Origin of the sequence: Streptomyces misionensis, assembly GCF_900104815.1 — a bacterium.
In the GTDB taxonomy this organism is placed as follows: domain Bacteria; phylum Actinomycetota; class Actinomycetes; order Streptomycetales; family Streptomycetaceae; genus Streptomyces; species Streptomyces misionensis.
This window is the reverse complement of the sequence record NZ_FNTD01000004.1, coordinates 6423587-6450536: the sequence shown is the minus strand read 5'-3', so window position 1 is coordinate 6450536 and position 26950 is coordinate 6423587. Positions and strand designations below refer to the sequence as shown.

The window sequence follows — 26950 nt, the reverse complement described above, 5'->3', positions numbered from 1 at the left end:
CGGTGAGCCTAGGAAGCGGCCGGGCGCGGTTCGACGGGCAGCGTGTCACGTCCGCGGACGGTCGGCGTGCCACCGTGTCATGTCTTCGTGGGCCCATGTTTCACCGCCGTTTTCCCAGGTGGTCTCAGGTGTCAGCGTTGTTGCGCGTCATGCGCGAGAAGCGCGATGTGCACCGAGGCGGCCTGCTCGAAGTCGTCGAGGTCGACGCCGAGGCGGTCCTGTATGGCCTCCAGGCGGCGGTAGAGCGCGGGCCGGGAGACATGGTGGAGCCGGGCGGTGCGGGACTTGTTGCGGCCGGTGGCGAGATAGGTGCGCAGCACGCCGAGCAGTTCGGGTTCGGCCGTGCACAGCAGCCCGTCCAGCTCCCGTTCGGCGAAGGACTGCACATGCGGGTCGTCGCGCAGCAGCCGGACGAGGCCCCGCAGATGGACGTCCTTGAGGCGGACGACGGCCGGGAGGCCGAGGGCGGCGGCGGAACCGGCGACGGCCTCGGCCACGTGCCGGGCCTCGCGCAGTCCGGCCGGCACCTCGTCCCAGAGGGTGCGCGGGTCCGCGGCGGCGACCACGGCGTCCGGCCGCCCGGTCCCCTCGCGCAGCCGGGCCGCGAAGAGCGTGAGCAGGGTCTCGGCGGGCCGGTCGCGGGGCAGGCTGAGCAGCACGGCGGTGACCCCGTCGGACAGTTCGCCGGCCAGCCCGGCCAGGCCCAGCACCCGCAGCATCCGGTCGAGCACGGCGGGTTCGGCTTCGGGGACGACGAGCGGCACGAAGGTGCGCAGGTTGACCGGCAGGCCGGCCGCGCGGGCCCGTGGCAGCAGTTGCCGGGCCGGTACGACGCCGGAGACGAGGTCGGTGAGCAGGCTCTGCGCGGACTGCTCCTCCCAGCTGTGCGCGGAGCCGCCGCCGAGCATGCGGTGCAGGACCAGGGCCTCGGCGGCGCGGTCGGCGAGCAGCCGCCCGGTGGCCGCGTCGCCCCGGTAGCCGCACAGCAGCAGCCGGCCCCAGCGCTCGCCGCGCCCGCCGAGTTCGGCGCGGATCCACTCGTCACCGGCGCCGCCGGTCTGCCGGGCGATGCGCTCCCAGTCGCGCAGCACGTCGTCCACCGCGGACCGCTCCCCGGCCGTGGCGAGGACGCGGTGGGCGAGGTTGGTGACGACGACCGGGCAGCCGCCGTGCCGGGCGACCTCGTCCAGCAGCCGTTGCAGCGGGGCGCCGGCCGTGATCAGCGCGGTGAGGTCGGTGCGGACCGTCTCGGAGAGGCTGACGGCGGCGAACTTGCGCCGCAGCAGCCGGGACTGGACCTCCTCGGTCAGCTCGGCGAAGGGGAAGGGGCGGTGCAGGACGACCAGGGGCAGCCCGCAGCGTTCGGCGGCGCGGCGCATCACCTCGGGCGGCGTGGGGAAGGCCCGGCCGAGCCCGAGGACCACGGCGGCGGCCTCGGCGCGGTGCAGCGAGCGGATGTACTCGGCCTGCTTGGCCTCGTCGCCGGCGAGCAGCACCCCGGTGGTGAGCACCATCTCGCCGCCGCTGAGCATCACGCCCACGTCGGCGGCCTCGGCGACGTGCACCCAGCGCACCGGCCGGTCCAGGCCCCCGGCACCCGCCACCACCTCGGGCCGGCCGGCCAGGACCCGCTCCAGGGTCAGCACCTGGCGGACGGACAGGGCGGGTTCCGGCGGGGCGGCGGGTCCGGGTCCCGAGGTCGTGGTCATGGCCGTTTCCCCTTGGTGCTCGGCGGTGCCGGGTGTTCCCCTCGGTGTCAGTACGCGCTCCGCAGCGCGCTTTCGAGGACGGCGGCGCCCTCCTCGGCCTCGGCGACGGTCAGCGACAGCGGCGGGGCGATGCGCAGGGCGCTGGTGTTGTGGCCGCCGCCCTTGCCGATGAGCAGTCCCCCGGCGCGGGCCGCCTCCAGGACGGCGGCGGCCGCCTGTGGGTCGGCCTCGTCGGTGCCCGGCTTCACCAGCTCGATGCCGATCATCAGTCCGCGCCCGCGGACCTCGCGTACCCCTGGCAGCTGGGCGGCGACGGCCCGCAGCCGCTCGATGAGCAGGCCGCCGACCCGGCGGGCGTTGCCCTGGAGGTCGTGTTCGAGGAGGTAGGTGAGGTTGGCGAGGCCGGCGGCCATGGTGATCTGGGTGCCGCCGAAGGTGGAGATGCTGTTGGCGTCGAGGCAGTTCATGATCTCGGGGCGGGCGATGACACCGCCGATGGACATGCCGTTGCCGATGCCCTTGGCGAAGGTGACGATGTCGGGCGGGCCGCTGCGGCCGTGGGCCTGCCAGCCCCAGAAGTGGTCTCCGGTGCGGCCCCAGCCGGTCTGCACCTCGTCGGAGATCCACAGGATGCCGTGCGCGTGCAGCAGTTCACGGAATTCCGCGTACAGTCCGTCGGGCGGCGAGGTGAACCCGCCGACACCCTGGACGGGTTCCGCGATCAGCGCGGCGGGCGGGCGGGTGTGCCCGAGGACGTCCTTCAGATCGGCCACGCACGCGTCGATGAAGGCGCGGTCGTCCAGGTGGGCGAAGGGGCCCCGGGTGCGGACGCCGCCGTGCACGTACAGGGTCTGCAGCGGCGACAGGGAGGTCGGGGACCAGGTGCGGTTGCCGGTGATGCCGACGGTGGAGAAGGAACGGCCGTGGTAGCTGTTGCGCATGGCGAGGACGGTGTTGCTGCGCCGGTAGGTCGTGGCGAGCAGCAGGGCGGCGTCGTTGGCCTCGGTGCCGGAGGTGGTGAAGAAGACGCGGGCGTCCGGGATGCCGCTCACCTGGGCGACGCGCTCGGCGAGTTCGACCATCGGCCGGTTGAGGTAGAGCGTCGAGGAGTGCAGGATGCGCCCGGCCTGCTCGCTGACCGCCTTGGTCACCTCGGGCAGCGCGTGCGCGGTCATGGTGGTGAGGATGCCGCCGAAGAAGTCCAGGTAGCGGCGGCCGTCGGAGTCCCAGACGTGGCGTCCCTCGCCGTGCGTGATCTCGATGGGGTCGTCGTAGTAGAGGGCGAGCCAGTCGGGCATGACCCTGCGGTGACGGGAGTAGAGGTCGCTCACGGCTGCACCAGCCCTTCGTAGGCGTCGGGGCGGCGGTCGCGGTAGAAGGCCCACTGCTGCCGCACGTCGTCGATCAGGCCGAAGTCGAGGTCGCGGACGAGGAGTTCGTCGGCCTTGTCGCCCGCGGTGTCCCCGACGAACCGGCCGCGCGGGTCCACGAAGTAGGAGGTCCCGTAGAAGTCGTTGTCGCCGTACTCCTCGCGGCCGACCCGGTTGATGGCGGCGATGAAGTACTCGTTGGCGACGGCCGCGGCGGGCTGCTCCAGCTGCCACAGGTGGCTGGACAGGCTTCGGTGGGTGGCCGACGGGTTGTATACCAACTGGGCTCCGGCGAGGCCCAGTTGCCGCCAGCCCTCCGGGAAGTGGCGGTCGTAGCAGATGTAGACGCCGACCTTGCCGACGGCGGTGTCGAAGACCGGCCAGCCCAGGTTGCCGGGTTTGAAGTAGTACTTCTCCCAGAAGCCCTTGAGCTGGGGGATGTGGTGCTTGCGGTACTTGCCGAGGTAGGTGCCGTCCGCGTCGATCACGGCGGCGGTGTTGTAGTAGAAACCGGACTGCTCGACCTCGAACACCGGGGCGACGATCACCATGCCGGTCTCGCGCGCGAGCTGCGCCATCCGGGTGACGGTGGGGCCGTCCGGCACCGGCTCGGCCCAGCGGTAGTGCTCCGGCTCCTGGACCTGGCAGAAGTAGGGGGCGTTGAAGACCTCCTGGAACCCGATGATCCCCGCGCCCCGGCGGGCCGCCTCGCGGGCGTGCTCCTCGTGTTTCGCCACCATGGACTCGGTGTCGCCGGTCCAGGTGGCCTGGACCAGAGCGGCGCGGACGACGTTGGCCATGAGCTGCTCCTTCGACGCGACGTCAGAGCCTCTACGCCCGTAGAGCAGGCCGTAGAGGCACGAACGTAAGCCTCTTGGCGCCCCTTGCCAAGACCATTGCCGTCAAGCCGCGGAGTCGATCCTGTTTCGCACTCCTGTGGGTGAGCGGGCGCGCGCCCCTCAGACGGCGGCCAGGGTGCAGTGTGCGGCCAGGTCGTCCATGGACAGGCCGAGCACCGCGGCCACGGCGGCCACGGTGAAGAACGCGGGGGTCGGCGCCCGCCCCGTCTCGATCTTCCGCAGCGTCTCGGCCGAGACGCCCGCCGCGGCGGCGACCTCGACCATGCTCCGGTCACCACGGGCCGCACGCAGCAGCCGCCCGAGCCGCTCGCCGCGGTCGCGTTCTTCGGGGGTGAGAGGGGTGCGCACCATGCGTCCATTGTGCCCGCCGCCGTCTGTTCTCCGTATACCGCCCGTCCCATTGAAATACCGGCAGGGCGGATCGGTGCCGCCGGCGAGGCCCCCGGCCGCGACAGCGCACCGCAGGTCCGGCCCGGCCACGGCGCACCCGCCCTTCGCAGCGGGCGGCAGGGGTGGTCACCACGCCGCGCGGCACGCGGGTCGGAGCGCGGGACCGCCGTACGCGCGCGGGGCCGCGGTGCCGCGCGGGGGCCGCTTCCGGGCGTCCGGGCGAACATGCCCGCCCCAGGACTTCATGCCATCGTGGGCATGAGCACCCCCCACCCCGGTTACCCGGCGGAGCCACCGTCAGCGAAGGAAAGCATCGCCATGACCAACGGCTACCCTCCTGACCCCTTCGGCGAATTCCTCGCCCGCTTCTTCAGCGGCGCCGCCGGCGGAGCCCCCGGCCCGCGCCACATCGACATCGGCCGGCTGCTCAGCCAGCCTGCGCGGGAGCTGGTCAGAGGAGCCGCCCAGTACGCCGCCGAGCACGGCAGCCGGGACCTGGACACCCAGCATCTGCTGCGCGCCGCCGTGGCCACCGAGCCCACCCGCAGCCTGCTGAGCCGGGCCGGTGCCGACCCCGACTCGCTCGCCACCGAGATCGACGACCGGGCGGGCCCGGTGCAGCACCCGCCGGGCGAGGTGCCGCCGCCGACCTCCCTGTCCCTGACCCCCGCGGTGAAGCGGGCCCTGCTGGACGCGCACGACATGGCGCGCTCCAGCGGCGCCGGGTACATCGGCCCCGAGCACGTGCTCAGCGCGCTGGCCTCGAACCCGGACTCGGCCGCCGGGCACATCCTGCACGCGGCCCGGTTCCCGGCGGGCGCGCTGCCCCCGGAGCCCCCGGAGAGCACCGGCCAGGTCCGGGTGGAGCGGCAGCGGCCCACCAACACGCCCACCCTGGACAAGTACGGCCGTGATCTGACCGACCTCGCCCGGCAGGGCCGGGTCGACCCGGTGATCGGCCGGGACACCGAGATCGAGCAGACCATCGAGGTGCTGTCCCGGCGCGGCAAGAACAACCCGGTGCTGATCGGCGACGCGGGCGTCGGCAAGACGGCCATCGTGGAGGGCCTCGCGCAGCGGATCGCCGACGGCGACGTGCCGGACGGGCTCGCCGGGCGGCGGGTCGTCGCCCTCGACCTCACCGGGGTGGTGGCCGGCACCCGCTACCGGGGCGACTTCGAGGAGCGCCTGAACAACATCGTGGAGGAGATCCGCGCCAACTCCGACCGGCTGGTCGTCTTCATCGACGAACTGCACACCGTCGTCGGCGCGGGCTCCGGCGGCGAGGGCGGCGCGATGGACGCGGGCAACATCCTCAAACCCGCGCTCGCCCGGGGCGAGCTGCACATCGTGGGCGCCACCACCCTGGAGGAGTTCCGCCGGATCGAGAAGGACGCGGCGCTGGCCCGCCGCTTCCAGCCGGTGCTGGTGCCCGAGCCGACGGTGCAGGACACCATCGAGATCCTGCGCGGGCTGCGCGACCGCTACGAGGCCCACCACCAGGTCCGTTACACCGACGAGGCGCTGCTCGCCGCCGTGGAGCTGTCCGACCGGTACCTCACCGACCGGCGGCTGCCGGACAAGGCGATCGACCTGATCGACCAGGCCGGCGCCCGGGTCCGGCTCGGCGCCCGCACCAAGGGCACCGATGTGCGGGCGATGGAGCGCGAGGTGGACCAGCTGGTCCGGGACAAGGACCAGGCGGTCGCCGACGAGGACTACGAGGAGGCAAAGCGGCTGCGCGACCGGATCGCGGAGCTGAAGCAGCGCATCACCGAGACCAGCGGCGACGGGCAGGCCGACGAGGGCCAGCTGGAGGTGACGGCCGAGTCCATCGCCGAGGTGGTGTCCCGGCAGACCGGCATCCCGGTCAGCCGCCTCACCCAGGAGGAGAAGGAACGGCTGCTCGGCCTGGAGGAGCACCTGCACCAGCGGGTGGTCGGCCAGGAGGAGGCCGTCGCCGTGGTCGCCGAGGCGGTGCTGCGCTCGCGTGCCGGGCTCGCCAGCCCCCGTCGGCCCATCGGCAGCTTCCTCTTCCTCGGCCCGACCGGCGTCGGCAAGACCGAGCTGGCCCGCGCGCTCGCCGAGGCGCTGTTCGGCAGCGAGGACCGCATGGTCCGCCTGGACATGAGCGAGTACCAGGAGCGGCACACCGTCTCCCGGCTGGTCGGCGCCCCGCCCGGGTACGTCGGGCACGAGGAGGCCGGTCAGCTCACCGAGGTGGTGCGCCGGCACCCGTACTCGCTGCTGCTGCTCGACGAGGTGGAGAAGGCGCACCCGGACGTCTTCAACATCCTGCTCCAGGTGCTGGACGACGGCCGGCTGACCGACTCCCAGGGCCGCACGGTGGACTTCACCAACACGGTCGTCGTGATGACCAGCAACCTGGGCTCCGAGGCGATCACCCGGCGCGGCGCGGGGATCGGGTTCGGTCCGGGCGGCGCGGAGGCCGACGAGGAGGCGCGGCGCGAGCAGATCCTGCGGCCGCTGCGCGAGCACTTCCGGCCGGAGTTCCTCAACCGGATCGACGAGATCGTGGTCTTCCGCCAGCTGACCGGCGAGCAGCTGCGGCGGATCACCGACCTGCTGCTGGAGAGCACCCGGCGGCTGCTGGACGGCCAGGGCGTCTCGGTGGAGTTCACGGACGCGGCCGTCGACTGGCTCGCCGAGCGCGGCTACCAGCCGGAGTACGGCGCCCGCCCGTTGCGCCGCACCATCCAGCGCGAGGTGGACAACCGGCTGTCCCGGCTGCTGCTGAACGGCACGATCTCCGAGGGCGGCCGGGTCACCGTGGACGTCGCGGACGGGCGGCTGGACTTCCGCACGGCCGAGCCGCCGGCGCCCGCCGCGCCCGAGGCCCGGCCCGCGCCGCCCCGCGACCCGATGGGCTGAGGGTTCCCAGGTGCCGGGGGCGGCTCGCCCCCGGCACTCCGGATGCGCGTCACGGCGCCGGTTTCACCACCATCGCCGAGCCCCCGCCGCGTCGTACCTTCTCGGCGGCGGCCAGCCATCTGCCGTCCGGCAGCCGCTGGACGCCGGTCGCGGCGCCGATCTCCGGGTTGCGGCTGAACCGGTGCCCGATGGCCTCCAGCTGTCCCCGCAACGGGCTGTCGTACAGGGCGGGTTCGAGTTCCGTCCGGGCCGCGTTGCGCTGGCTGGCGCGGGGGGCGGCGATCGCGTCGACCAGCGGCAGCCGCCGGTCGAGGAACTCGGTCAGGGTCTGGAGGACGGTGGTGACGATGGTCGCGCCGCCGGGCGAACCGAGCGCCACCACGGGCCGGTTGTGCCCGTCGAGGACGATGGTCGGCGAGATGGACGAGCGCGGCCGCTTGCCCGGGCCCGGCAGGTTCGGGTCGGGCACGTTCGGGTCGGCCGGGGCGAAGGAGAAGTCCGTCAGCTCGTTGTTGAGCAGGAAGCCCCGGCCCGGCACGGTCATCGCGCTGCCGCCGGTCTGCTCGATGGTGAGGGTGTACGAGACGACGTTGCCCCACTTGTCGGCCACCGTGAGATGGGTGGTGTTCTGGCCCTCGTACGTCGTCGGGGCCGCCTTGCCGCCCTTGTCGCACGGCGCGGGGTGGTACGGGTCGCCGGGGGCGAGCGGGCTGGTCAGGACCGCGTCGTCCTTGATGAGGCAGGCCCGCGAGTCGGCGAACCGCTGCGACAGCAGCTGTCTGGTGGGGACCTTCTCGAAGGCGGGGTCGCCGACCCAGCGTCCGCGGTCGGCGAAGGCGATCCGGCTGGCCTCGATGAAGTGGTGCAGGTACTGCGCCTCGCTCATCCTGGACAGGTCGGAACCCTCCAGGATGTTGAGCGCCTCGCCGACCGTGGTGCCGCCCGAGGAGGACGGAGCGATGGAGTAGACGTTCAGGCCGCGGTACGACGTCCTGGTGGGCGCCTGCTCCTTGGCCCGGTAGACGGCGAGGTCCTTCTCGGCGAGCTTGCCGGGGCGGGCCTTCCAGCCGGAGGCGGGGTCCACGCGCGGGTGTTCGACCGTCTTGACGATGTCGTCGCCTATGCCGCCGTGGTAGATCGCGCCCGTGCCCTTCCTCGCCAGCTCCTCGTAGGTGCGGGCCAGGTCAGGGTTCTTGAAGGTGGAGCCGACGGCGGGCGGTTCGCCGCCGGGCAGGAACAGCTTGGCGGTGTCCGGGAAGTAGCGGAACCGGGTCTCGTTGGCGGCGGTCTGGGAGCGGAAGGTGTCGTCCACGGTGAACCCGTCGCGGGCGAGCCGCTCGGCGGGCTGGAGGACCGAGGCGAGCTTCCTGCTGCCCCACCGGTCCAGGGCCGTCTGCCAGGTGGCGGGCGTGCCCGGGGTGCCGACAGCGAGGCCGCTGCTGACGGCGTCGTCGAAGGAGAGGGGTTTGCCGTTCTCCAGGAACAGGTCGGAGCCGGCGGACAGCGGGGCGGTCTCCCGGCCGTCGATGGTGTGTACCGTGCGCGTGCCGGCGTCGTAGTAGACGAAGTAGCCGCCCCCGCCCACACCGGCCGAGTAGGGCTCGGTGACGCCGAGTGCGGCGGCGGTGGCGACGGCCGCGTCGACGGCGTTCCCGCCGTGCTCAAGGACCTCGATGCCGGCGGCCGTGGCGTCCTTGTCGACGCTGGCCACGGCACCGCCGTAGCCCACGGCCACGGGGGTCTTGCCGTCCGGTCCGCTCGTCTTCGGGCCGGGCGGCGCCGCGGCACCCACCGTCACCATGGCGGCCGAAACCGCCAGAACCGCCAGTCTCCGCGTGCCTGGACGACCCATCCGTACCTCCCGTCGGGACAGTTCGCGCAGCGTAACCAGATTGTCGCACTACCGACAGTACGCCTCGGTCACCCGCCACACGACCGTCACAGTTCGAACGCCGGTACGCCCCCGCTCCCCTGGGCCGTTAGCATGCGCGGCCATGAACGACGACGTGCGCAACATCGTCCTCGGGCTGGTGGCGACCGGCATCTCGGCGTCGCTGGGCTGGCTCGCCCGTACCTGTCTGTGGCGCGGCAAACTCCGGCGCAAGCGGGCCTTCTTCGGGCTGCCGGAGAACGCGGAGGCGCTGCTCGTCGTGAACCGTGACCCGGCCGCCGCCGAACCCGCGGTCCACCGCTTCGACGTGTTCGCGCTGCTGGAGCTGTCCGCGCTCATCAAGGAGTGCGGGGCGCACGCCGACGTGGTCACCCAGGACGAGGTCCGCCAGGGCTTCGGCGAGCGCGCCGAGTTCTGTGTCGGCGGCCCGGCGTCCAACCGCCGTACCGCCGCCCACATGTCGGCGCTGCTGCCGGGGCTGCGGATCACCACCGAGCCCGAACCGGCCGCCGAGCGGGGCACGTTCCACATCGGCGGCGAGCACTACCGCAGGGAGCGGGGCGTCGCGGAGTACGTGCTGCTCGCCCGGGTCACCGCCGAGGACCAGGCCCGTCCGGTGTTCCTGTTCTGCGGCCAGAGCGCGATCACCAACCAGGCCGCGACGCGCTATCTCGCCCGCCACCACGAGCGGTTGGCCCGCCGGTACGGCGACGGCACCTTCGTACTGCTGCTGAAGGTGCTCAACTCGCAGGCGTACGGCCCTGACGTGGTGGAGCGGGTGGCGGATGTGACCCGGGCGGCCCGGACGCCGTCGCCGGACCCGGAGCCGGCCGGGGCGGAGTGACGCCCCGTCGGGGTGACGGCGTGACCGTCCTTCCGGCAGTGGACCGTCCGCGGGGAGGCTGGGGGGGGCCGCCGGCCCGTCACGGGCGAGCGCAACTCGTCCGGCGCGCAGCTGACCTTCTCCTCGCCCGCGCGAGCAGTGATCTCCGGCTGCCGCCGGACGAGCCTGGCCCGTGTGAACTGCCGCCCCTCTCACGGTGCGGGGACCATGGGGACCCCGCCCGGCGGCAGTGCCTTCCTCCCGGTGCGGTGCGGCGGGATTGCCTCACCACGGGGCGGAACGCACCATCGTAGTCGAGGCCTCGGGGACCGGAAGTCCCGGCATGGGAGAACGGCCCTCGGGCCGTCCCCGGGGTCGCGTGGCGGATGGTCAGGGAATCCCGGGTAACGGGCGGGAATCCACGGGGCGCCGGGTGAACCGGCCGGTGCGCGTTGCCTCGTACGCCTTCTTCCAGTCGCCGTTCGTCGGTTCGATCAACGGATCGACGGCCATACGCAGCCCTACTCCACTCTCCGCCGTGTGGTGGTGGTCGCCGCAAACTATCCAGACGGCCCGAGCACCGAGGGACGACACGCACCTTTCCGGCATTAGCCGTATTTAAGCCCCTGTTGGGGCGGTTCAGGACTCGGCGATCTCGCCGTACAGCTGGGAGAGTTCGGGCACTCCGGTCACGGCCCACTGCCGTCCGGCCTCCACCACCTCCACCTCGCGGCCGGAGGCGAGGCACAGCACGGGCTCGCCGTCGGCGCGGATCCGCCAGGCGGCGCCGGGCACGGTGCGGACCAGCACGGTGCCCAGGTACAGCCCCGCGTCATTGCCCAGCCAGGGCAGCGTCTCGGCGTCGTCGCGCCAGCGCGGGACCATCTGGTCCAGGGCCTCCAGGGAGGCCGGGGTGTCGTCCAGGCGCACCCCGGCCCGGGCCGCCTGGGCGCGCAGCAGCTCGCACTCGGACAGCAGCGCGGCGACCGACTCGGGATCGGCGGGGAGCGCCGCGGTGACGTGCTTCTTGTGCCGGGGGCCCAGGAACGGAAGGTTCATGGCCCCAGCGTGGCATCAGAGGTCGAGGTCGACCACCACGGGCGCGTGATCGGAGGCGCCCTTGCCCTTGCGTTCCTCGCGGTCCACGTAGGCGTCCTTGACGGCCTGGGCGAAGGGCGCGTTGCCGTACACCAGGTCGATGCGCATGCCGCGGTTCTTGGGGAAGCAGAGCTGACGGTAGTCCCAGTAGGTGAAAGGCCGGTCGTACTTGAGGGGGCGCGGGACGACGTCGCTCAGGCCGGCCTCGCGCAGGGAGGTGAGGGCGGCGCGCTCGGCCGGGGTGACGTGGGTGGCGCCCTCGAAGGCGGCGGTGTCGTACACGTCGTCGTCGGTCGGCGCCACGTTGTAGTCGCCGAGGACGGCGAAGGGGCGGCCGCCCTGCGCGTCGCCCAGCACGGCCGCGCGCAGGGCCTCGAACCACTGGAGCTTGTAGGCGTAGTGCGGGTGGCCGACCTCGCGGCCGTTGGGCACGTACACCGACCAGACGCGGACCGGGCCGCAGGTGGCGGAGACGGCGCGGGGCTCGGTCGCGCCGTCGTACCCGGGGTCGCCGGGCAGTCCCTTGACCACGTCCGCCAGGCCCACGCGGGAGAGCACCGCCACGCCGTTCCACCGGCCGGTGGCGTGCACCGCGCTCTCGTAGCCCAGCTCCCGCAGCTGATCGACGGGGAACTGCTCCTCGGCGACCTTGGCCTCCTGGAGGCAGAGCACGTCGGTGCCGCTGCTCTCCAGCCAGGCCAGCAGGCGCGGGAGGCGGGCGGTGATCGAGTTCACGTTCCAGGTGGCGATGCGCATGTCCCACAACCTACCTGGCGGCTACGACAACCCGGTCCCGGTCACAGTTCGGCCGACGCCCCGGGGCTGAGCCGCTGGTGGTCGGCGCCGCCCAGGGCGCCGATCTGGTGGTCGTAGACCGGCCGGGCCAGGTCGGTGAGGAGGGCGTCGTGGATGTCGTAGGCGCGCCGCGGGCGCACCTCGCGGACGTAGTCGATCACCTCGGCGATCTTGCTCCAGGGCGCCATCACCGGCAGCATCAGCGTCTCCACCGCCTGGTCGGGCACGGTGAGGGCGTCGCCGGGGTGGAAGACCTTGCCGCCGTCGATCAGATAGCCCACGTTGGTGATCCGCGGGATGTCCGGGTGGATCACGGCGTGCAGCTCGCCGTGCACCTGCACGTCGAAGCCCGCGGCGCTGAAGGCGTCACCGTGGCCGACGGTGTGCACGCGCCCCGGGAACGCCGCCGCGATCCGCTCCGCGACCGACTTCAGCGTGTAGATCTCCGCCGCGGGGTTGTCCTCCATCGCGGCCCGCAGCCGGGCCTCGTCGAAGTGGTCGGCGTGCTCGTGCGTGACGAGGATGACGTCCGCGCCGAGCGCCGCGTCCTGCTCGCTGAACCCGCCGGGGTCGATGACGAGCGTGCGCCCGCCCTTGTCGATCCGCACACACGCATGGGACTTCTTGGTGAGCTTCATGTCACCCCATCCTGCCGGATGGGGTGCGCGCTCGCGTGGGGTGGAGGCGGTGCCCGGGGCGCCGGGCGTCTCACTCGGTGGGCGTCGTCTCCTCCTGGATGACCCGCTGGGCGACCCGGAACGCGCCGGCGGCGGCGGGCAGGCCGCAGTAGAGGGAGGTCTGGAGGAGGACCTCGCGGATCTCGTCGGGCGTGAGGCCGTTGCGCAGGGCGGCGCGGGTGTGGGCGGCCAGGTCCTCCAGATGGCCGCCGGCGGCCAGCGCGGTGAGCGCGATGCAGCTGCGGGTACGGCGGTCCAGGCCCGGCCGGTCCCAGACCTCGCCCCAGGCGTAGCGGGTGACGAACTCCTGGAAGTCCCCGGAGAACCGGTCGGCCGCGGCCAGTTCCTGGTCCACGTGCGCGTCCCCCAGCACCTCCCGCCGGATCTTCAGCCCGGTCTCGTACCGGTCGGGGCGGTCCTCGGGCGGCGCCGTGGCGGTGGCCGGGGCGATCTCGGCGACCGGCGCGGGGGCCTGCGGCGGCACGGCCTGCACCGGCAGCGCGGCCGACGTCCCCGGCAGCGCGATCTGCCCGGTGTCATAGGGCTGCTGCCAGGCCGTGGCGAAGTGGTGGACCAGCAGGTCCGTGACGGCGGCCGGCTGCTCGACGGGGACCAGGTGGGAGGCGCCGGGCACGACCGCGAGCCGGGCGTCCGGGATGCCCGCGACCAGCGTGCGGGCCTCGGCCGGGCCGGTGACCTGGTCCTCCGAGCCGACCAGCACCAGGGTCGGGACGCCCACCCGCCCCAGCTCGGCCCGCACGTCGAACGCGGCGAGGATCTCGCAGGCGGCGATGTAGCAGCCAGGGTCCGTGGTGCGCACCATCTGCACGGCCCACTCGGTGATCGCGGGCTGCGCCGCGGCGAACCCGCCGGTGAACCAGCGTTCGGGCGAGGTCCGCGCGATCGGGTCGAGCCCGTTGGTGCGGACGATCACCCCGCGCTGGCGGAACTCGTCGGCCGTGCCGAACCGGGGCGAGGCCGCGACCAGCGCGAGCGACGCCAGCCGCTCCGGGTGGCGCAGGGCCAGCTCGATGCCGACGGCGCCGCCCAGCGCGCAGCCCGCGTACCCGAACCGCTGCACGCCGAGCCCGTCCAGGGTCGCCAGCAGCCGCGCGGCCAGCTCGCCCGCCGAACCGGCCGGATGGGCGGGCGCCCCGCCGTGCCCGGGCAGGTCGAACCGGAAGACCCGCCACTGCTTGGCCAGCTCCGGAACCTGGCGGTCCCACATGTGCCATGTGGTGCCCAGCGAGGGACCCAGGATCAGGACGGGAGCCTCTTCTGGCCCGTCAAAGCGGTATTGCAGGGTGTTCGACGGTGTCTCACTCACGCGTCAGACCCTCTCACGTCTCACGGCTGCCCCTCCACCGAGGGTTGCGACTGCACAGGTCTGACCAGGTGGAAGACCTCGCGGACGGCATATCGCTCTGAGGCATCGGACGCTTTCGCGTCGGTTCTCGCCTTCCTGGCTGCGGCGCTCGTCGTACGTCTGGGCGCGCGGGTCGTGGCGCAGGCGGGTGAACACCATGCGGTGCGGGACCGCGTTGGCCTGGCGGTCGCCGCCGTGGTCGAGCCGGCGCGTGCTCCGACGGCTGGAGGAGTACTCGATGGGACTGACTCCGCAAAGGGCAGCAAAGGCCGCCTCGGAGTTCAGCCGCTCGGGGTTGTCTCCCATGGTGATCGGCAAGGTGACGGCGCTGCCCGGACCGGTGCCCGCCGGTTCGAGCAGCTGTGGGGCGTGGTGTTCGACGAGCCGGGTCTGACGTTGGTTCAGCTCATCGATCTGTCCGGTGAGTCACTCGATGCGCTCGGCAGGCAGGCGCAACGTCAGGTGGGTGGCCTGGGCCACCGCGTCCTCGCCTCCCCCACCGTCGTGCGGGGCGAGGCGCGCGCAGGTGCGGAACAGCTCGGCGTTGCCCAGGCCGAACAGCCGTTCCCGCAGGGCGGGATCGGCGATGACCAGGACGCCTTGAGCTGGTCGATCGCCTGGGTACGGGCCTTGACCGCGGAGACCTTGGCGAGACGCAAGATCCGGGCGCTGTGCACCGGACCGTCGCCGGACCTGGCCCGAGTCGGTGAAGCGCCGCTGCACCGTCTGCCAGGAAGCCCCGAACACTGGCGGAAGCGTCCGGCACCAGCCGCTCACCCATCCCCAGACGACAGTCAACGAGCTACCACCGATCAAGACACGACTTAGACTTTGAGGCGAAGCGCGGCCTCAACGACATCGTCAGCGACCTCTTGAGCTGGGGGCCGGGTGACACGTCGTGAACAATGACGGCAAAGTAATTTTCCTGGATTTCCAAAAAGGTAAAGCTGATCCCGCGAATCCGCGACACAGGCACTACCAAGTCACGAGGACGCACTGACGTGATCTCACCTGAAGAGGGACTCGAACGTGCTGCGGCGTTCCTCTCCGCCAGCAGCAAATCCTGGAAGTCTTCTGATGTGCGCACTATGCCCGACCAAGCATTCACCGATGGGATGCGCCTCATCGTTCCCTACGATCACGTTGACTATCTCGATCATGGGCGCACAGATATGCGACTGGCGGGCAACCTCCCGGTAGCCGTGGACCTCGTAACTGGCCACTGTTCATTTATCAGTCGGGAGGAGGCCGAAGGGTTCATGGATCGGGACCTCTTGTAACGAGCGCCTTGTCGCAGAGAAGCCCTGAGAAGTACGGACGGAGGACGGCGTGCCCGACCGTTTTTACCTCTTCGGATCCACCGGTGTGAACCTCGCCGAAGTCAGCAAGAACCTTGCGCGAACGCTTGCTGCTGCACTGGAAAAGCGCGAGAGTTCGTACATGGGTGGCGTCTACTTTCTACTGCGGAGTGCTCATTTCGACAAGGCAACCGTGGAAGAGAACTGGACCGACGAAGAAGGGTACCAGTCAGAGCCCGACTTTCCGGACTATCCGATTCTCATATACCTGACGAATCCAGACCAGTCTGTGCTCACTTCACTCGGCAGTCTGCCAGATCTGGCGAGGTTGCGATTGGACGAGGTCGGATGAGAACCATGAAGGCCGTGACGCAGCTGGGTGCATCCCCCTGCTCCCTGCCCGATGGCTGAGCCCGACGCCTTTGCCTCGTACCTCCAATCAGGCGGGCAACACTTTCCGGAACGACAGCCCGGGCGTGAGGAAGAGGGGCTACTTCAGCGGCTTCGCCGACTGCCGGCCCGCTGCGGGCGCGAAGCCGGGCTCGATGAGATCGAAGATTTCCTCCACTGCGGCCAGCGGGTTATCGGCGCCCCGGCCAGGGAGTAGGCGTCCAGGGTGAAGCGGGCGAGCGCACGACAGGCGGTGGCGGACGCGGGCGCCTCGGGGTCTGACGCGATGGCGGAGACGAGGGCCTGCTCGTGCCGCGCCTGCATCTGGGAGGCGTAACCGCGCAGCGCGGCCGAGCTTTCGACGAGGGTCCAGAACGAGATGGATTTCGGTGTGGAGAACCATCGGACGGCGTTGAGCACCTCGGCGCGCAGCGCGTTGAGCAGTGACTGATCGGGGCTCCGGTTCGCCACGGCGCCGACCAGGCGTTCTTCGTGATGTTCGTCCTGGTCGAAGACCAGTGCCTCCTTCGAGGCGAAGTGTGCGAACACGGTGGTCACGGCGACGTCCGCTTCCTCTGCCACGTCGCGCATGCCCACCTTGTCATAGCCGTGTTCCGTAAAGAGGCGCAGCGCGACCTCCGCGATGTGGTTCCGCGTCGCCGCCTTCACAAGAGGTGGAAGACGACGACTTCGTCTGCGTCTTCCGCAGCGGCGATCGGGGGCACGCACCCCTCGCACGGACGGATGAACGGGTGCGATCGCAATCCAAGCACCCGAAAGAGCCGCAGGCACACGAGTCACCGACCGCACAGTGCGCGCCGGCGCGTGCGATCCGACAGGGAAACCGCAGCGGAGTGCACCGGTGCGGCTTCGCCATCTCACGGATCCGCGCAGATACCCCGCCAGGACGGACCTCGGGGGAGCCTCGTCGTATCACTCGCGTATAAGAGCTCGCGCAGATTGGTGGGGTGGGGGCCTCGACAGCAAGGCGGGCGGGCGCGGGTGTCAGTGATCATGAAGTTGCAACGCTCTGTGGCCACTGGGGAGACCTGTGCCCGTCCGCTGACCGCCCGCCCTTCTGTCAGACCAATTCGCGGCGCTGCTGCCCAAGCGCCCCTTTGTCGATCCAGCCCACGCGCTGGGAAACGCCGTCGCGGTCTTCGGGGGCGACGGCGTTTCGTCACGGTGCCGTGGGGTTAGCGGCCGATCTTGTCCAGCTCGGCGAGATCGTCGTCGGAGAGCTGGAGTCCCGCGCCCGCGACGTTCTCGTGCAGGTGTGCCACCGACGAGGTGCCGGGGATCAGCAGGATGTTCGGCGACCGCTGCAGCAGCCAGGCCAGGGCGACCGACATCGGCGTCGCGTCCAGCCGGGTGGCCACGGCCGTGAGGGCCGAGGACTGCAGCGGGTTGAAACCGCCGAGCGGGAAGAAGGGCACGTAGGCGATGCCCTGCTCGGCGAGCTCGTCGATCAGCTCGTCGTCCTGGCGGTGGGCGAGGTTGTACATGTTCTGCACACACACGATCGGCGCGATCGCCTGTGCCTCGGCGACCTGTTCCGCCGTCGCGTTGCTCACGCCGAGGTGCCGGATGAGGCCCTGCTGCTGGAGTTCGAGGAGTGTTTCGAACGCCTCGGCGAGCGGGCCAGGCTGGGGTCCCTGGGCATCGCCGAGCCGGAGGTTGACCACATCCAGCGTCTCGAGACCGAGGTTCTCCAGGTTCTCCTGGACGGCCCGGCGCAGGTCTTCCGGCGTGCGTGCCGGGGGCCAGCCTCCCTCCTCGTCCCGGGTCGCGCCGACCTTGGTCACGATGTGCAGCGAGTCGGAGTACGGGTGCAGCGCTTCGCGGATCAGCTGGTTGGTGATGTGCGGCCCGTAGGCGTCGGCGGTGTCGATGTGGGTGATGCCGAGGTCGACGGCCTCGCGGAGAACGGCGAGTGCTCCGTCGCGGTCGGCGGGTGGGCCCATGACCCATGGGCCTGCGAGCTGCATGGCGCCATAGCCGAACCGGGTGACGGACAGGTCGCCCAGGGTCCAGTTGCCGCCGGGAAGCGATGCGGAGGGGGTGCTCATGGTGTGCCTTTCATGTCGAGCCAGGGGCTGATGCCCGACGGCTCCTTGCACCACTATTAGTGTGTAGCTTCATTTCAGGAAGTAGGCACCTTGAAGTGCGTAAGGCACCCGAGGGTGAGAGGAACGGTCCATGGCAACGTTGACGGCAGCCCAGCAGAGGGCACAGGCCAAGGCGGAGTACGACGCCTTCGTGGCGCAATGTCCCAGTCGCAAGCTGCTGGACCGGATCTCCGATAAGTGGGTCACGTTGATCCTGGCCGCGCTCGGCAGCGACAGCGCGCATCAGCCCGGCGCCGACTGCGGTGGCGAGCCCCGGGTGATGCGCTACTCAGAGCTGCAGCGTCTGCTGGCCGGCGTCAGCCAGAAGATGCTCACCCAGACGCTGCGCTCCCTGGAGCGCGACGGCCTGGTGTCCCGCACCGTGACGCCGACCGTGCCGGTAACGGTCACCTACGAGCTGACCGATCTCGGCCTGTCGCTGTACGAGATGATGCGCGACCTCAAGGCCTGGGCCGAGGTGCACATGGACGATGTGCTTGCCAACCGCGAGACCTACGACACCCGCGTCGCCTGAACCACAAGGGCAAGACGTGGCCTGGTGCCCGTTTCGGGCACTGGCTTGGATACTCATGGGCGTCGCTTGGGGCGGTCGTCCCAGCGGTGGGTGGTCCAGGCCCGGCGGATCAGGCTACGAACGGTGATGATCGTGTCGGTGAGGTCGAAGAAGGCCTCGATGACGGTCGCGCGGGTCGGTCAGCCATGCTGGAAGGACGGGCACAGGTCTCCCCCGTGGTCATAAAGCATTGCAACTCGATGATCACTGACACCCGTGCTCGCCTTGTCGTCGAGGCCCCCACCCCACCAACCTGCGCGAGCGCTAAGGCTGCCCTCATAACGCGGGGGCGCGGGAAACCGGGTCTGACCCGGGCCTGCCCGGTGGCGGCATGCCGCCGGTTCACCGCGGTCACGGCGGCCACCGCACGCCTTCAGCCGGTCGCCCCGAGGTCATCGCTCAGGTCGTCCCGGAGGCGCAAGGCCTCGGGGAGGCCACGCAGGCGCGCCGGGCTCGTCTCCGGGAGGCGGTGGAAGCACTCGACGGCGCTGTCGACCGCCTTCAGCGCCTGGCGGAGGTATCCCAGCGAGGCGAGCAGCAGGGCGTATCCGAGCAGCGTGCCGGCGAGGCTCGGCAGGTAGTCCGGATCGTCGCCGACCAGCCGGTCCAGGAGCTCTACAGCGCCTCCCATCACGAGCGCGGCGGCTTCTCCCCGCTCGGCCGTCGCCAACTCGGCGGCCAGGCCGCTCAATAGCGCGGCGAGCGATCTCTCCCTGGCGACGGCCAGCTCGACCGGGTACCAGTCGCGCCAGATCGCCGACGCGGTGAGCCCCACCTCGACGGCGAGGTCGGGACGGCCTGCCTCTCCCAGCCGGCGGCAGAGGGGCACCAGAGGTTCGCCGATCTCGTCGGCGTCGGTGGCCACCGGGTCCGCGTTCAGGAGCCGGCCGAAGACCTGCACCGCGTTCAGTTCCGCCTCGGCCGCCCTTTCGTGGTGGCCGGCCGCCCACCGTCTCGCGGCCAGGGTCTGAAGAGCCGCCACCAGGCTCCGGCCTCTGGTGTCCAGGTCCGTCTCCGCGGTCTCGAAAAACAGTTCCACGGCTTCCTCGAGTGGCTCGAAGAGCCGGTCCTCATAACCTGCTTCCGCGAGGAGGTCCGCGAACTTCAGCAGCTGGTGCGCGAGCCACACCCGCAGCTCCACGGTGCCGCCGGCAGCGAGCCTGCGGGATATCTCCAGGGCCTGCTCCTGGGCGGCGAGGGCGTCGACGTGTCGGCCGGCCGCGGAGAGCAGGCCGCCCAGCTCGGCAAGAGCGAGGGCGAGGAGGGGCTCGTACTCCTGGGGCTCCTCGGCCGCCAGCTCGCGGTAAGTGTCCACGGCCGCCCCGGTGTGGGCGAGTGCCTCGTCGGTCTGCTCCACCCGGCGCGCGACGACGCCCGCCCTGTACCGCGTGCGCGCGAGTTCCGGCCTGCCTGTTCCGGGGTCCGCGTCCGACAGCCGTCGACGGACCTCCACCATCTCCCGGAGCACCGGCAGCGCCTCCTCGGGGCGGTCCCCCTCCAGCGGCTGCGCCAGAAGGGCCAGCGACCGCGCCAGCGCGAGGTCGTGGGCAGCCGGGTCCCGGGCGGCGAGGCGCCGTCTGATCTCCAGGGATCTGCGCACCACGGCGTGCGCCTCCCACTGCCTGCTCTCCGCGGTCAGCGACATCGCCAGGTTCTCCAGGCAGGCCGCCAGCCGGTCCTCGTACCGCGCCGGGTACTCCGCCGCGAGCCGCTCCCAGATGCGGGCGGCGGCCTCGGTGTGGGGCAGCGCCTCCCCCGTGCGGCCCAGGGCATGCAGCCGCCCGCCGAGATCCATGAGCGCGGCCGCGAGGTGCGGCTGGTATGCCCCAGGCTGCGGAGCGTAGGCCCAGATGTCGCCGGTAATCCGGCGAAATTTCCTCACTGCTTCCTCAGTCGCTTCGAGCGCCTCGTCGTGGCGGTCGGCGTTGGCGAGGTGGTTGCCGAGGTTGGCCAGCGATATGGCGAGCTGCGGTTCGTACAGCGAGCGATCGCTCGCCGCCAGCCGCCGTCGGATCTCCACCGCCTGGCACTCGGCGTGCAGGGCTTCCTGGGGGCGTCCCGTCTCCGTGAGACGTATGGCGAGGTGGGACAGCAGGTTCGCCAGCGCGGGTTCGGCGGATGCCGGATCGAGTGCCGCGCGCCGACGAGCCTCCTCGACCAGGCCCTCGACGAGTTGAAGGGCGACCGAGCTGAGCTGGGAGGGTGATCCGGACGGAACGGGAAGGGACTTCGACACCTCCTCGACCGCGTGGACGTCCAGTGCCGCGCCGGTCAGCGCCGACTCCATGACGGAGGTGAGCTGTGCGCCGTCCCTCGCCCGCCCGGCGTTGTAGTGCGCGGTAACGGCTCGGGAGAGGACGGTGAGGATCCGGGCCTGCTGTGCGGAGCCGGCCGCCCGGAGCAGGTCCGGAAGCCGAATCCTGCCGCTGACGAGGACGGCCGCGGAGTGGAACTCGGCGACGCGGTCGGGCTGCAGCGACCCCCAGTAGCGGTCCGGTTCGGCCGGGTACAGCCCGGCGACCCACCGCGCGGTGCCCGGGATCCGGTCGGCGGGCAGATCCGGAATCGTGTGAAGCACCTGGGCGGCCTCGTCCGCGGAGCGCGCCCCGGTCAGTGCGGCGACGGCGACCACGGTCCCCAGCGTGCCGGTCGGCAGGCCCAGCCGGAACGCGGGGGCGTCGGCGGCGCTTTCCCAGAAGCGTCCCTCGTGCTCCAGCAGGATCCTCTCCGCCGGTGCGTCCGACGGTACGTGCGCGGGCCGGGGCCCTCGCTGCAGCAGTCCGCCCAAGGCGGTCATCTGCAGGGTCAGAACGCTGTCATACCGGGCGTGGGCCAGGTCGTCCGGCGGGTGCAGGCCCGCGGCCGGTCCCGCCCAGTCGTGACCGGGCAGCGAGGAGACACAGGGCAGCAGGAGCGCCAGGTCCCGGGCGGCCTCCTCGAAGGCGGTCCGCCGCTCGTCCGTGGTTCCCCACCCGCCGGGCACCAGCGGGCCCAGTTCGGTGACGGGCGCTCCGGCCAGCAGCCTCCGTACGGCGGGCAGGGCGGTCATCGGGTCGCTGCGCCACTCGCCGTCCGACCGGGCGAGGAGCAGCACCCGGACCCGGTGGCGGGAGCCATGAAGGTGGGTGACGATCCGCCGCACCAAGCGGGGCCGGGTCTCCGCGTAGTCGACGACGATCAGCAGCGGCAGGGCCGTGGTGAGCGGCGTGAGATCGGGGGCGGCGTCGTGGTCGGTGAGGTCGGAGCGCAGATGACCGGTGACCCAACCCCGCAGGCGCAGGTCGTCGGCGAGTCGGCGGGCGAGGCGGGACTTGCCCTGGCCGCCGGGGCCCGTGAGGACGCGGACCTGTGCCGCGGCGGGGCCGTCGGTGCACCAGGACGTCAGGTCGGCGAGTTCGGCGTCCCGGCCGCGGAAGGTGACGGCTTCGGCGTCCGCGCGGAGCAGGGCGGTCGGTGAGTCCAGGACGCGTATCGGGGCGGCCGGCGCGAACAGGCCCACGGTCTCCACGGGTTCGAGGACGGGTTCCCACCCGGTGCGGTCATGGACGGTGGCCCGGAACTTCTTGTCCAACAGCAGGTGGGCGGCCGTCGTCGCGGTCAGTCTGGTCCCCCCGTCCGCCCTCCGGTCGCGGCGGACGAGCCCGCACAGCAGGTCGTCGCCGGCCAGGGCGCCGTCGCTGAGGACGGCGGCCCCCGATATGCCGGACCAGCGGCCGCTGTCGTTGGTCCGGGGCCGCACGGGCACCGTGGGCTCGGTGCTGGAGATCTCGTAGCGTCCGGCCAGGGCGCCGGTTCCCGGCGCGATGTGGCCGGTGAGCTGTTCGTCCCAGCGTTCGCCGCCCTCGGGGTCCTTCTGCATCCGGGGGAATCCGGTGAGGGTGACCGGCCAGGGACGGGTGCCGATGAGGCGACCGAACCGCTGGCGCAGGAGGGGGTTCGTCAGGGACTCCGGTGTCTGCCAGTCACCGCTCTCGGCGATCTCGACCAGTGCCGCGTCGACCGTCTCGTCCCGGCGCCGCCAGAGGACGACCGCGGGGAACTCCTGGCCGCTCACGTCCGGACGGGCGACCGTCACCGCATCGGACGGCGCGTCGGCCAGGACATGGGCTGCGGTCAGTACGAGTCTCGGCGCGATCAGATAGCCCGAACCGAAGACCCGGGTCTCCGCGCCCGGTCTTCGGGCCCGGACCTGTACTCGGCGGTCGAACTCCACGATCCCCCCCCGTCGTGCCGGTCCGCTCGCTGCCGGACGTCCCTATTCGACGTCGCTGACGTCGATGTCGCCGCCCTCGGGCAGGTGGGGCCGCAGCGCCACCGTCACCGTGTGGGTGGCTGTCCGGGTGTTCTCCTTCTTGCCGTTCAGACCGATGACGCTCCAGCGCAGGCCGCCGTCGACGCCTTTCGTCCCGGTCAGCTCCAGGCCGAGTTCGAGCGTGATCTCCTCCAGCGTGAACAGCACGCCCCGATGGCCCCGACCCGCCGGGTCGGCGATCCGCTCCTGTGCCTCTGCGATCTGGTCCCGCAGCAGGGTGATCGCATCGGCCAGGTCCATCATCTGCGGATCGGACCCGCCGTTCGCACCGGTCATCTCGCCCCGTTCCCCTCGCACCGGTGCGCTCCACCGCCGCCACGACGAGGACCGTCCGGATGCCCTGTCCCCGGGCCCCCCGGAGAAGCCGGCCGCCACATCGACCACCGGCTCAGCCACTGTAATGCGCGGCCGGGCGTACGGCTCCAGGTCCGGGAGAAGTCGTGGGGCGATTCTCCGGGCCTCACCCGGGCGCTTGTGTCGGCGGCGGTTCTCGTACCCGGCGGGGTCACGGGAGCCACGGACAGGCGCCCCTGCGGTCCGCTGGGCCGACCTGCCATGGTCCCGCACCCCGGGAAACGGCGTGCGGGACCATGTCGGCTGGTTCGGAAGCCTGCTCAGCTTGTCGTCAGGGCGGTGTCGTCCACGACGAAGTCGGTCGCGACGTAGGCGTCCTCGACGCCGGTGAACTTCAGGGTGACCGTCTGGCCCGCCAGCGAGGACAGGTCGAACGTCTTGAGTGTGTAGCCGGAGGCCGCGTTGGCGTTCGAGTACGTCGCCAGGGTCTTCGAACCGGCGGTCACCGTCAGCTTGTCGTAGGCGGTGCTGCCGATCTCCGCGGTGTCGATGTGCAGGTAGAAGGACAAGGTCGCCTTGCAGCCCGCGGGGATCGTCACCGACTGGGACAGCGTGTCGGTGTGCGCGGAGCCCCAGCCGTTGAGCCAGGCCGTCCAGGAGCCGCCGTGGGCCGGCTCACGGGTGTCGTTGTTGATGACGCCGCTGTTGGTCCAGCCGGTGTTGCCGGACTCGAAGCCCTTGGCCAGCAGCTGGGTCGAGGCGCAGCCGCCGCCACCGCCACCGCCGCTGGTGCTGACGGTCCAGGTGAAGGTCGCGGTGCCGGTGGCGCCGGTGGAGTCCTTCACGGTGACGGTGGTGCTGTAGGTCCCGGCCGTGGTCGGCGTACCGGAGATGACACCGGTGGAGCTGTTGACGGACAGGCCGGTGGGCAGGCCGGAGGCGCTGTAGGTGAGCGCGCCGCTGTTGGTGCTGGACGCCTGGACCTGGAGGCTGACCGCGGTGCCCACGGTGGAGGACTGGCTGCCCGGGTTGGTGACCGTCACGCCGTTGCTCGGCGGGGTGATGTGGCTGCCGACGTTGATGCCCGCGAAGGCGTTGCCGACGGCCGCGTACTGCGCCGAGTTGGCGCCGTACAGCGCCGAGGCCGCGTTGAGGGCGGCGGTGCGGGCACCGGCGTAGTTGGTGCTGGACGTCATGTACGACGTCAGCGCCTTGTACCAGATACCCAGGTCTCCTGCGCGCCGTAGGCTGCGTCGGCGGCGGCCGTGGCGGCGTTGGAGTTGGTGCCGTCACCCCAGGTGTCGTTGCTCTGCGAGAAGAGAGTGCCGGTGCCGGAGGTGCCGTGGTTGAGGTTGTACGTCTTGTGGCCGCCGCGGGTGGCGTCGGTCAGGGTGTACGACGAACCCGACTGGGTCGTGGTCAGCGAGACCTGGCCGCTGTAGCGGGTGTTGCCGACGCCGGTCTCGATGCCCTGGTACCGGTACAGCTCCTTGCCGGTGGTGGCGTCGGTGATGACGTGCAGCTTGCTGGGCGTGCCGTCGTCCTGGAAGCCGCCGATCACGGTCTCCCAGGCGAGCTTGGGGGTGCCGTCGCCGGCCCAGATCACCTTGCGGGCGCTGTCGGCGGCGGGCTTGGCGGCGTCGAGGGCCTTGGCGGTCTTCAGCGCCTTGCTCTCGGCGGCCGACTTGGCGACGGTCGCGGTGGTGGAGGACACCGCGATCCTGTGCTTGTTGTTGTACGTGGCGCTCACGGTGCCGGCCGCGAGCGAGGCGGGCGGGGTGTGCACGACGATGTCGCCGCCGAGGACGGGCAGACCGTCGTAGGTCCGCTCGTAGCGCGTGTGCAGGGTGCCGTCGGCGTCCTTGACGACGTCCCGGACGACCAGCTTCTCCTTGGCGCCGAGGCCGAGGGTGCGGGCGGTGTCGGCCGTCTTGTCCTGGGCGCTCTGGATCAGGGCCTTGTGCTGCGCCGGACTGAGCTTGGCCTCCAGGGCACCGGTGCGCAGGGGGCTGAGGTGGCGCGCGGCGGGGGCGGAACCGCCCTCGGCGGCTTCGGCCGCGGTGCTCGCGAGAGTGCCCGCGAGGCCCGCCGTCAGTGCGAGCGCGGCGAGGGCCGCCGTGACTCTGGTGGGGTGCACGTCTGCTCCAGGTTCGTAACGGGGAGTCAGTGGGATGCGCCGAGTATGGGCGTGGGCATGGCAAGAAAGGGACATCCCATCGCTCATAAGACCGGTGTTATGGCCGGCCCCTCCTGGAACCCATCAGGGCGTGCGTGATCCTGCCTATGCTGGTGAAATGCAGTTGGAGTTGAGGCATCTCGAGGCTGTCCGCCGGATAGCGGAAGCGGGCAGTCTGGGGCGTGCGGCGGGTCAGCTCGGGGTGTCCCAGCCGGCCCTGTCCGCACAACTGCGGCGTATCGAACAGGCCACGGGCGGCGAGCTGTTCGTCCGTGGCAGGCTCGGCGTCGAGCCCACCCCGCTGGGAGAGTTCGTCCTCTCCGTGGCGCGCCGGGTGCTCGGCGAGATGGACGCCCTGACCGCCGGGACGCGAGCCGCCGCGCCCCATCCGGTACTGCGGGTCGGCTGTATCCAACTCGTCCTGGTGGACCGGCTGTTCGCGTGTCTGGAGGAGGAGTTCCCCGGCCACGAGATCGACATCGCCATCGAGCACTCGGCGATCACGCTCACCCGCATGCTCGGCGCCGGACAGTACGACGCGATCTTCTACGGGGAACTCGCCGACCACGAGGTGAAGCTTCCCGACGGTGTGTCGGCCCGCACCCTCATACCGAAGGAACCGTCCTGTGTGCGCCTGTCGGCCGCCCACCCGCTGGCCGGGCAGGAACAGATCGAACTCGCCGATCTGGCGGGCGAAACCTGGACGACGCTCACCGACGACGGCGACGGCGGACCGGAGGCCATGGCCGACGCCTGCCGCCGGGCCGGCTTCACACCGACATTGCGCTACCGGATCGCCGACCGCAAGATGCGTTGGGAACTGATCGCCGCCGGACGGGCCGTCTCCCTGTGCCAGCCCGCCTCGCCGTTCGTCGAGGGCACGGTGCTGCGCCCGCTGGCCGGCGACCCGCTCACCGGGCGCATCCGGCTCGCCTGGAACCGGGCCGCGGTCTCCGAGCGGCGCGCCGGCCTGCTCCACCGGGCGGCCGCACGCGCGTACCTCGACAGCATCCCCGACAACACCTTCTACCGCGCGTGGTGGGAAGCCCACCCCGAGCTGCACCCGGTCCTCGACTGAGCACGCCCGCGGACTGGGCGGGGACGTGGACGCCCCGCCGCCCCGCCGCCCCGCCGCCCCGGGTTCAGGAACGCACGAGGGGCGTGTCCACCAGGTGTTCGGCCAGGAACCAGGACTGGAGCTCGCCGGTCCTGATCACCTGTGAGACAAGGAGGTCGTTGGTGCCGTCGTCGCCCAGCTCGGCGGTGCGCGCGGCGGCGTCGTGGGCCTCGATGAGGATGGCCTCGTGGGCCTCCAGCAGCCGCGACAGCATCGCCGGGACCTCCTCGACGCCGTCCGGGGGCCGCGGGATCGAGGTGATCTCCGCGACGTGCCGGGGATCGCCCACGGCGACGCCGCCCAGCGACTGGACACGCTCGGCGAGGGTGTCGATCAGCTCCAGCTGCTCACCCGCGTGCTTGTCCAGCACGAGGTGGAGCTGGTAGAAGGTCGCGCCCCGCATCAGCCAGTGGTGCTTCTTGTAGAGGCCGTACAGGATCTGCGTGTCCGCCAGGACCTTGTTCAGGCGCTGGCAGGAGTACATCCGGGCCTCGTAGGACAGGCCGAGCGGGAACTGCTTGACGGTCCCGAAGTCCTGGATCACCTCGCCCTTCTGGTGCAGCCACGGCTGGCTGCCGCTCACGTGATGGGAGCTGGTGGTCATGTCTTCCGCCTCCTGCGGTGCGGTGCTGTGCGTACCCCGGTGACGCTAGGCGGCCCCGCGGCCCCGGCTTGCCCGGCAGCGCACACGGCGGTGCCCGTCAGCGCACGGCGCGCCCGCGGTACGCCGGCGGCACACGCGCGAAGGCCGCGCGGAGCCCCTGGGGGGTTCCGCGCGGCCTTCGAGGGTGACCGGGCGGGGTGCCGCGC

General features: G+C 71.6%; 22 protein-coding genes and 2 pseudogenes. 7 read left to right on the top strand and 17 right to left on the bottom strand.

From position 1 onward, the window contains the following. Positions 1-131 precede the first annotated feature (131 nt). The 4 genes from BLW85_RS30795 to BLW85_RS30780 form a co-directional block, all read right to left on the bottom strand. Positions 132-1709, bottom strand: a complete 1578-nt coding sequence (locus BLW85_RS30795; protein ID WP_074994181.1) for a PucR family transcriptional regulator — start codon at positions 1707-1709, stop codon at positions 132-134. 47 nt (positions 1710-1756) lie between these two features. Further along, on the bottom strand, positions 1757-3007 hold the full coding sequence (locus tag BLW85_RS30790) for an aspartate aminotransferase family protein (RefSeq protein ID WP_071828621.1): 1251 nt from the start codon (positions 3005-3007) through the stop codon (positions 1757-1759). 29 nt (positions 3008-3036) lie between these two features. Beyond that, the gene (locus tag BLW85_RS30785) at positions 3037-3879 is read right to left on the bottom strand and encodes a nitrilase-related carbon-nitrogen hydrolase (RefSeq protein ID WP_070022821.1); all 843 of its coding nucleotides are present in this window, start codon (positions 3877-3879) and stop codon (positions 3037-3039) included. A gap of 159 nt (positions 3880-4038) precedes the next feature. Continuing rightward, entirely contained in the window at positions 4039-4290 is a 252-nt protein-coding gene (locus BLW85_RS30780) for a helix-turn-helix domain-containing protein (protein ID WP_070022822.1), read from the bottom strand. Positions 4291-4647: 357 nt separating this feature from the next. Here BLW85_RS30780 and BLW85_RS30775 point away from each other — a divergent pair, with 357 nt between their 5' ends. Beyond that, positions 4648-7221, top strand: coding sequence for an ATP-dependent Clp protease ATP-binding subunit (locus BLW85_RS30775; protein WP_074994179.1), 2574 nt, complete (start codon positions 4648-4650; stop codon positions 7219-7221). Positions 7222-7270: 49 nt separating this feature from the next. Here BLW85_RS30775 and ggt read toward each other — a convergent pair whose 3' ends face one another. Continuing rightward, positions 7271-9073 carry a gamma-glutamyltransferase gene (gene ggt / locus BLW85_RS30770; RefSeq protein ID WP_074994177.1) on the bottom strand — a complete coding sequence of 601 codons (1803 nt, stop codon included), beginning with the start codon at positions 9071-9073 and terminating at the stop codon, positions 7271-7273. A gap of 142 nt (positions 9074-9215) precedes the next feature. On the opposite strand from ggt, the gene BLW85_RS30765 reads away from it, so the two are divergent. Then, positions 9216-9956, top strand: coding sequence for a hypothetical protein (locus BLW85_RS30765; RefSeq protein ID WP_070022825.1), 741 nt, complete (start codon positions 9216-9218; stop codon positions 9954-9956). Positions 9957-10574: 618 nt separating this feature from the next. Here BLW85_RS30765 and BLW85_RS30760 read toward each other — a convergent pair. The 5 genes from BLW85_RS30760 to BLW85_RS40340 form a co-directional block, all read right to left on the bottom strand. Beyond that, positions 10575-10994, bottom strand: a complete 420-nt coding sequence (locus tag BLW85_RS30760) for a DUF6278 family protein (RefSeq protein ID WP_070022826.1) — start codon at positions 10992-10994, stop codon at positions 10575-10577. A gap of 15 nt (positions 10995-11009) precedes the next feature. Beyond that, positions 11010-11789 (bottom strand): exodeoxyribonuclease III, encoded by a 780-nt coding sequence (locus BLW85_RS30755; protein ID WP_070022827.1) that lies wholly within the window; start codon positions 11787-11789, stop codon positions 11010-11012. 41 nt (positions 11790-11830) lie between these two features. Continuing rightward, complete coding sequence (locus tag BLW85_RS30750; protein ID WP_070022828.1) at positions 11831-12466, bottom strand: MBL fold metallo-hydrolase; 636 nt, start codon at positions 12464-12466, stop codon at positions 11831-11833. Positions 12467-12536: 70 nt separating this feature from the next. Continuing rightward, complete coding sequence (gene pcaDC / locus BLW85_RS30745; protein WP_070022829.1) at positions 12537-13832, bottom strand: bifunctional 3-oxoadipate enol-lactonase/4-carboxymuconolactone decarboxylase PcaDC; 1296 nt, start codon at positions 13830-13832, stop codon at positions 12537-12539. Positions 13833-13835: 3 nt separating this feature from the next. After that, a complete protein-coding gene (locus BLW85_RS40340) occupies positions 13836-14177 on the bottom strand; it encodes an IS110 family transposase (RefSeq protein WP_244174943.1) in 342 nt (113 codons plus the stop codon). Positions 14178-14240: 63 nt separating this feature from the next. On the opposite strand from BLW85_RS40340, the gene BLW85_RS40335 reads away from it, so the two are divergent. The 3 genes from BLW85_RS40335 (at position 14241) to BLW85_RS38925 (ending at position 15521) form a co-directional block, all read left to right on the top strand. Then, positions 14241-14699 (top strand): hypothetical protein, encoded by a 459-nt coding sequence (locus tag BLW85_RS40335; RefSeq protein WP_244174942.1) that lies wholly within the window; start codon positions 14241-14243, stop codon positions 14697-14699. Positions 14700-14872: 173 nt separating this feature from the next. After that, positions 14873-15151, top strand: a complete 279-nt coding sequence (locus tag BLW85_RS30735) for a hypothetical protein (protein ID WP_143060475.1) — start codon at positions 14873-14875, stop codon at positions 15149-15151. Positions 15152-15200: 49 nt separating this feature from the next. After that, positions 15201-15521 (top strand): hypothetical protein, encoded by a 321-nt coding sequence (locus tag BLW85_RS38925; protein ID WP_143060474.1) that lies wholly within the window; start codon positions 15201-15203, stop codon positions 15519-15521. A gap of 143 nt (positions 15522-15664) precedes the next feature. Here the strand turns inward: BLW85_RS38925 and BLW85_RS30730 are convergent, their stop codons facing one another. Both BLW85_RS30730 and BLW85_RS30725 read right to left on the bottom strand, forming a co-directional pair. Next, positions 15665-16228, bottom strand: coding sequence for a TetR/AcrR family transcriptional regulator (locus BLW85_RS30730; RefSeq protein ID WP_341867956.1), 564 nt, complete (start codon positions 16226-16228; stop codon positions 15665-15667). Between the two features lie 527 nt (positions 16229-16755). Next, entirely contained in the window at positions 16756-17628 is an 873-nt protein-coding gene (locus tag BLW85_RS30725) for an aldo/keto reductase family oxidoreductase (protein ID WP_070022831.1), read from the bottom strand. Between the two features lie 130 nt (positions 17629-17758). On the opposite strand from BLW85_RS30725, the gene BLW85_RS30720 reads away from it, so the two are divergent. Continuing rightward, positions 17759-18202, top strand: coding sequence for a winged helix-turn-helix transcriptional regulator (locus BLW85_RS30720; RefSeq protein WP_070022832.1), 444 nt, complete (start codon positions 17759-17761; stop codon positions 18200-18202). A gap of 53 nt (positions 18203-18255) precedes the next feature. On the opposite strand, the pseudogene BLW85_RS38540 reads toward BLW85_RS30720, so the two are convergent. The 4 genes and pseudogenes from BLW85_RS38540 to BLW85_RS30705 form a co-directional block, all read right to left on the bottom strand. Further along, positions 18256-18375, bottom strand: a pseudogene (locus BLW85_RS38540) (IS5/IS1182 family transposase); the annotation flags it as partial. Between the two features lie 239 nt (positions 18376-18614). Continuing rightward, a complete protein-coding gene (locus tag BLW85_RS30715) occupies positions 18615-22454 on the bottom strand; it encodes a tetratricopeptide repeat protein (protein WP_074994172.1) in 3840 nt (1279 codons plus the stop codon). Positions 22455-22496: 42 nt separating this feature from the next. Then, on the bottom strand, positions 22497-22829 hold the full coding sequence (locus tag BLW85_RS30710; protein WP_074994169.1) for a trypco2 family protein: 333 nt from the start codon (positions 22827-22829) through the stop codon (positions 22497-22499). 338 nt (positions 22830-23167) lie between these two features. Next, positions 23168-25059 (bottom strand): annotated as a pseudogene (locus BLW85_RS30705) (putative Ig domain-containing protein). Between the two features lie 82 nt (positions 25060-25141). On the opposite strand from BLW85_RS30705, the gene BLW85_RS30700 reads away from it, so the two are divergent. Further along, positions 25142-26101, top strand: coding sequence for a LysR family transcriptional regulator (locus BLW85_RS30700; protein WP_074994167.1), 960 nt, complete (start codon positions 25142-25144; stop codon positions 26099-26101). Between the two features lie 64 nt (positions 26102-26165). Here the strand turns inward: BLW85_RS30700 and BLW85_RS30695 are convergent, their stop codons facing one another. Continuing rightward, positions 26166-26744 carry a Dps family protein gene (locus BLW85_RS30695; RefSeq protein ID WP_070023456.1) on the bottom strand — a complete coding sequence of 193 codons (579 nt, stop codon included), beginning with the start codon at positions 26742-26744 and terminating at the stop codon, positions 26166-26168. Between the last annotated feature and the right edge of the window lie 206 nt (positions 26745-26950).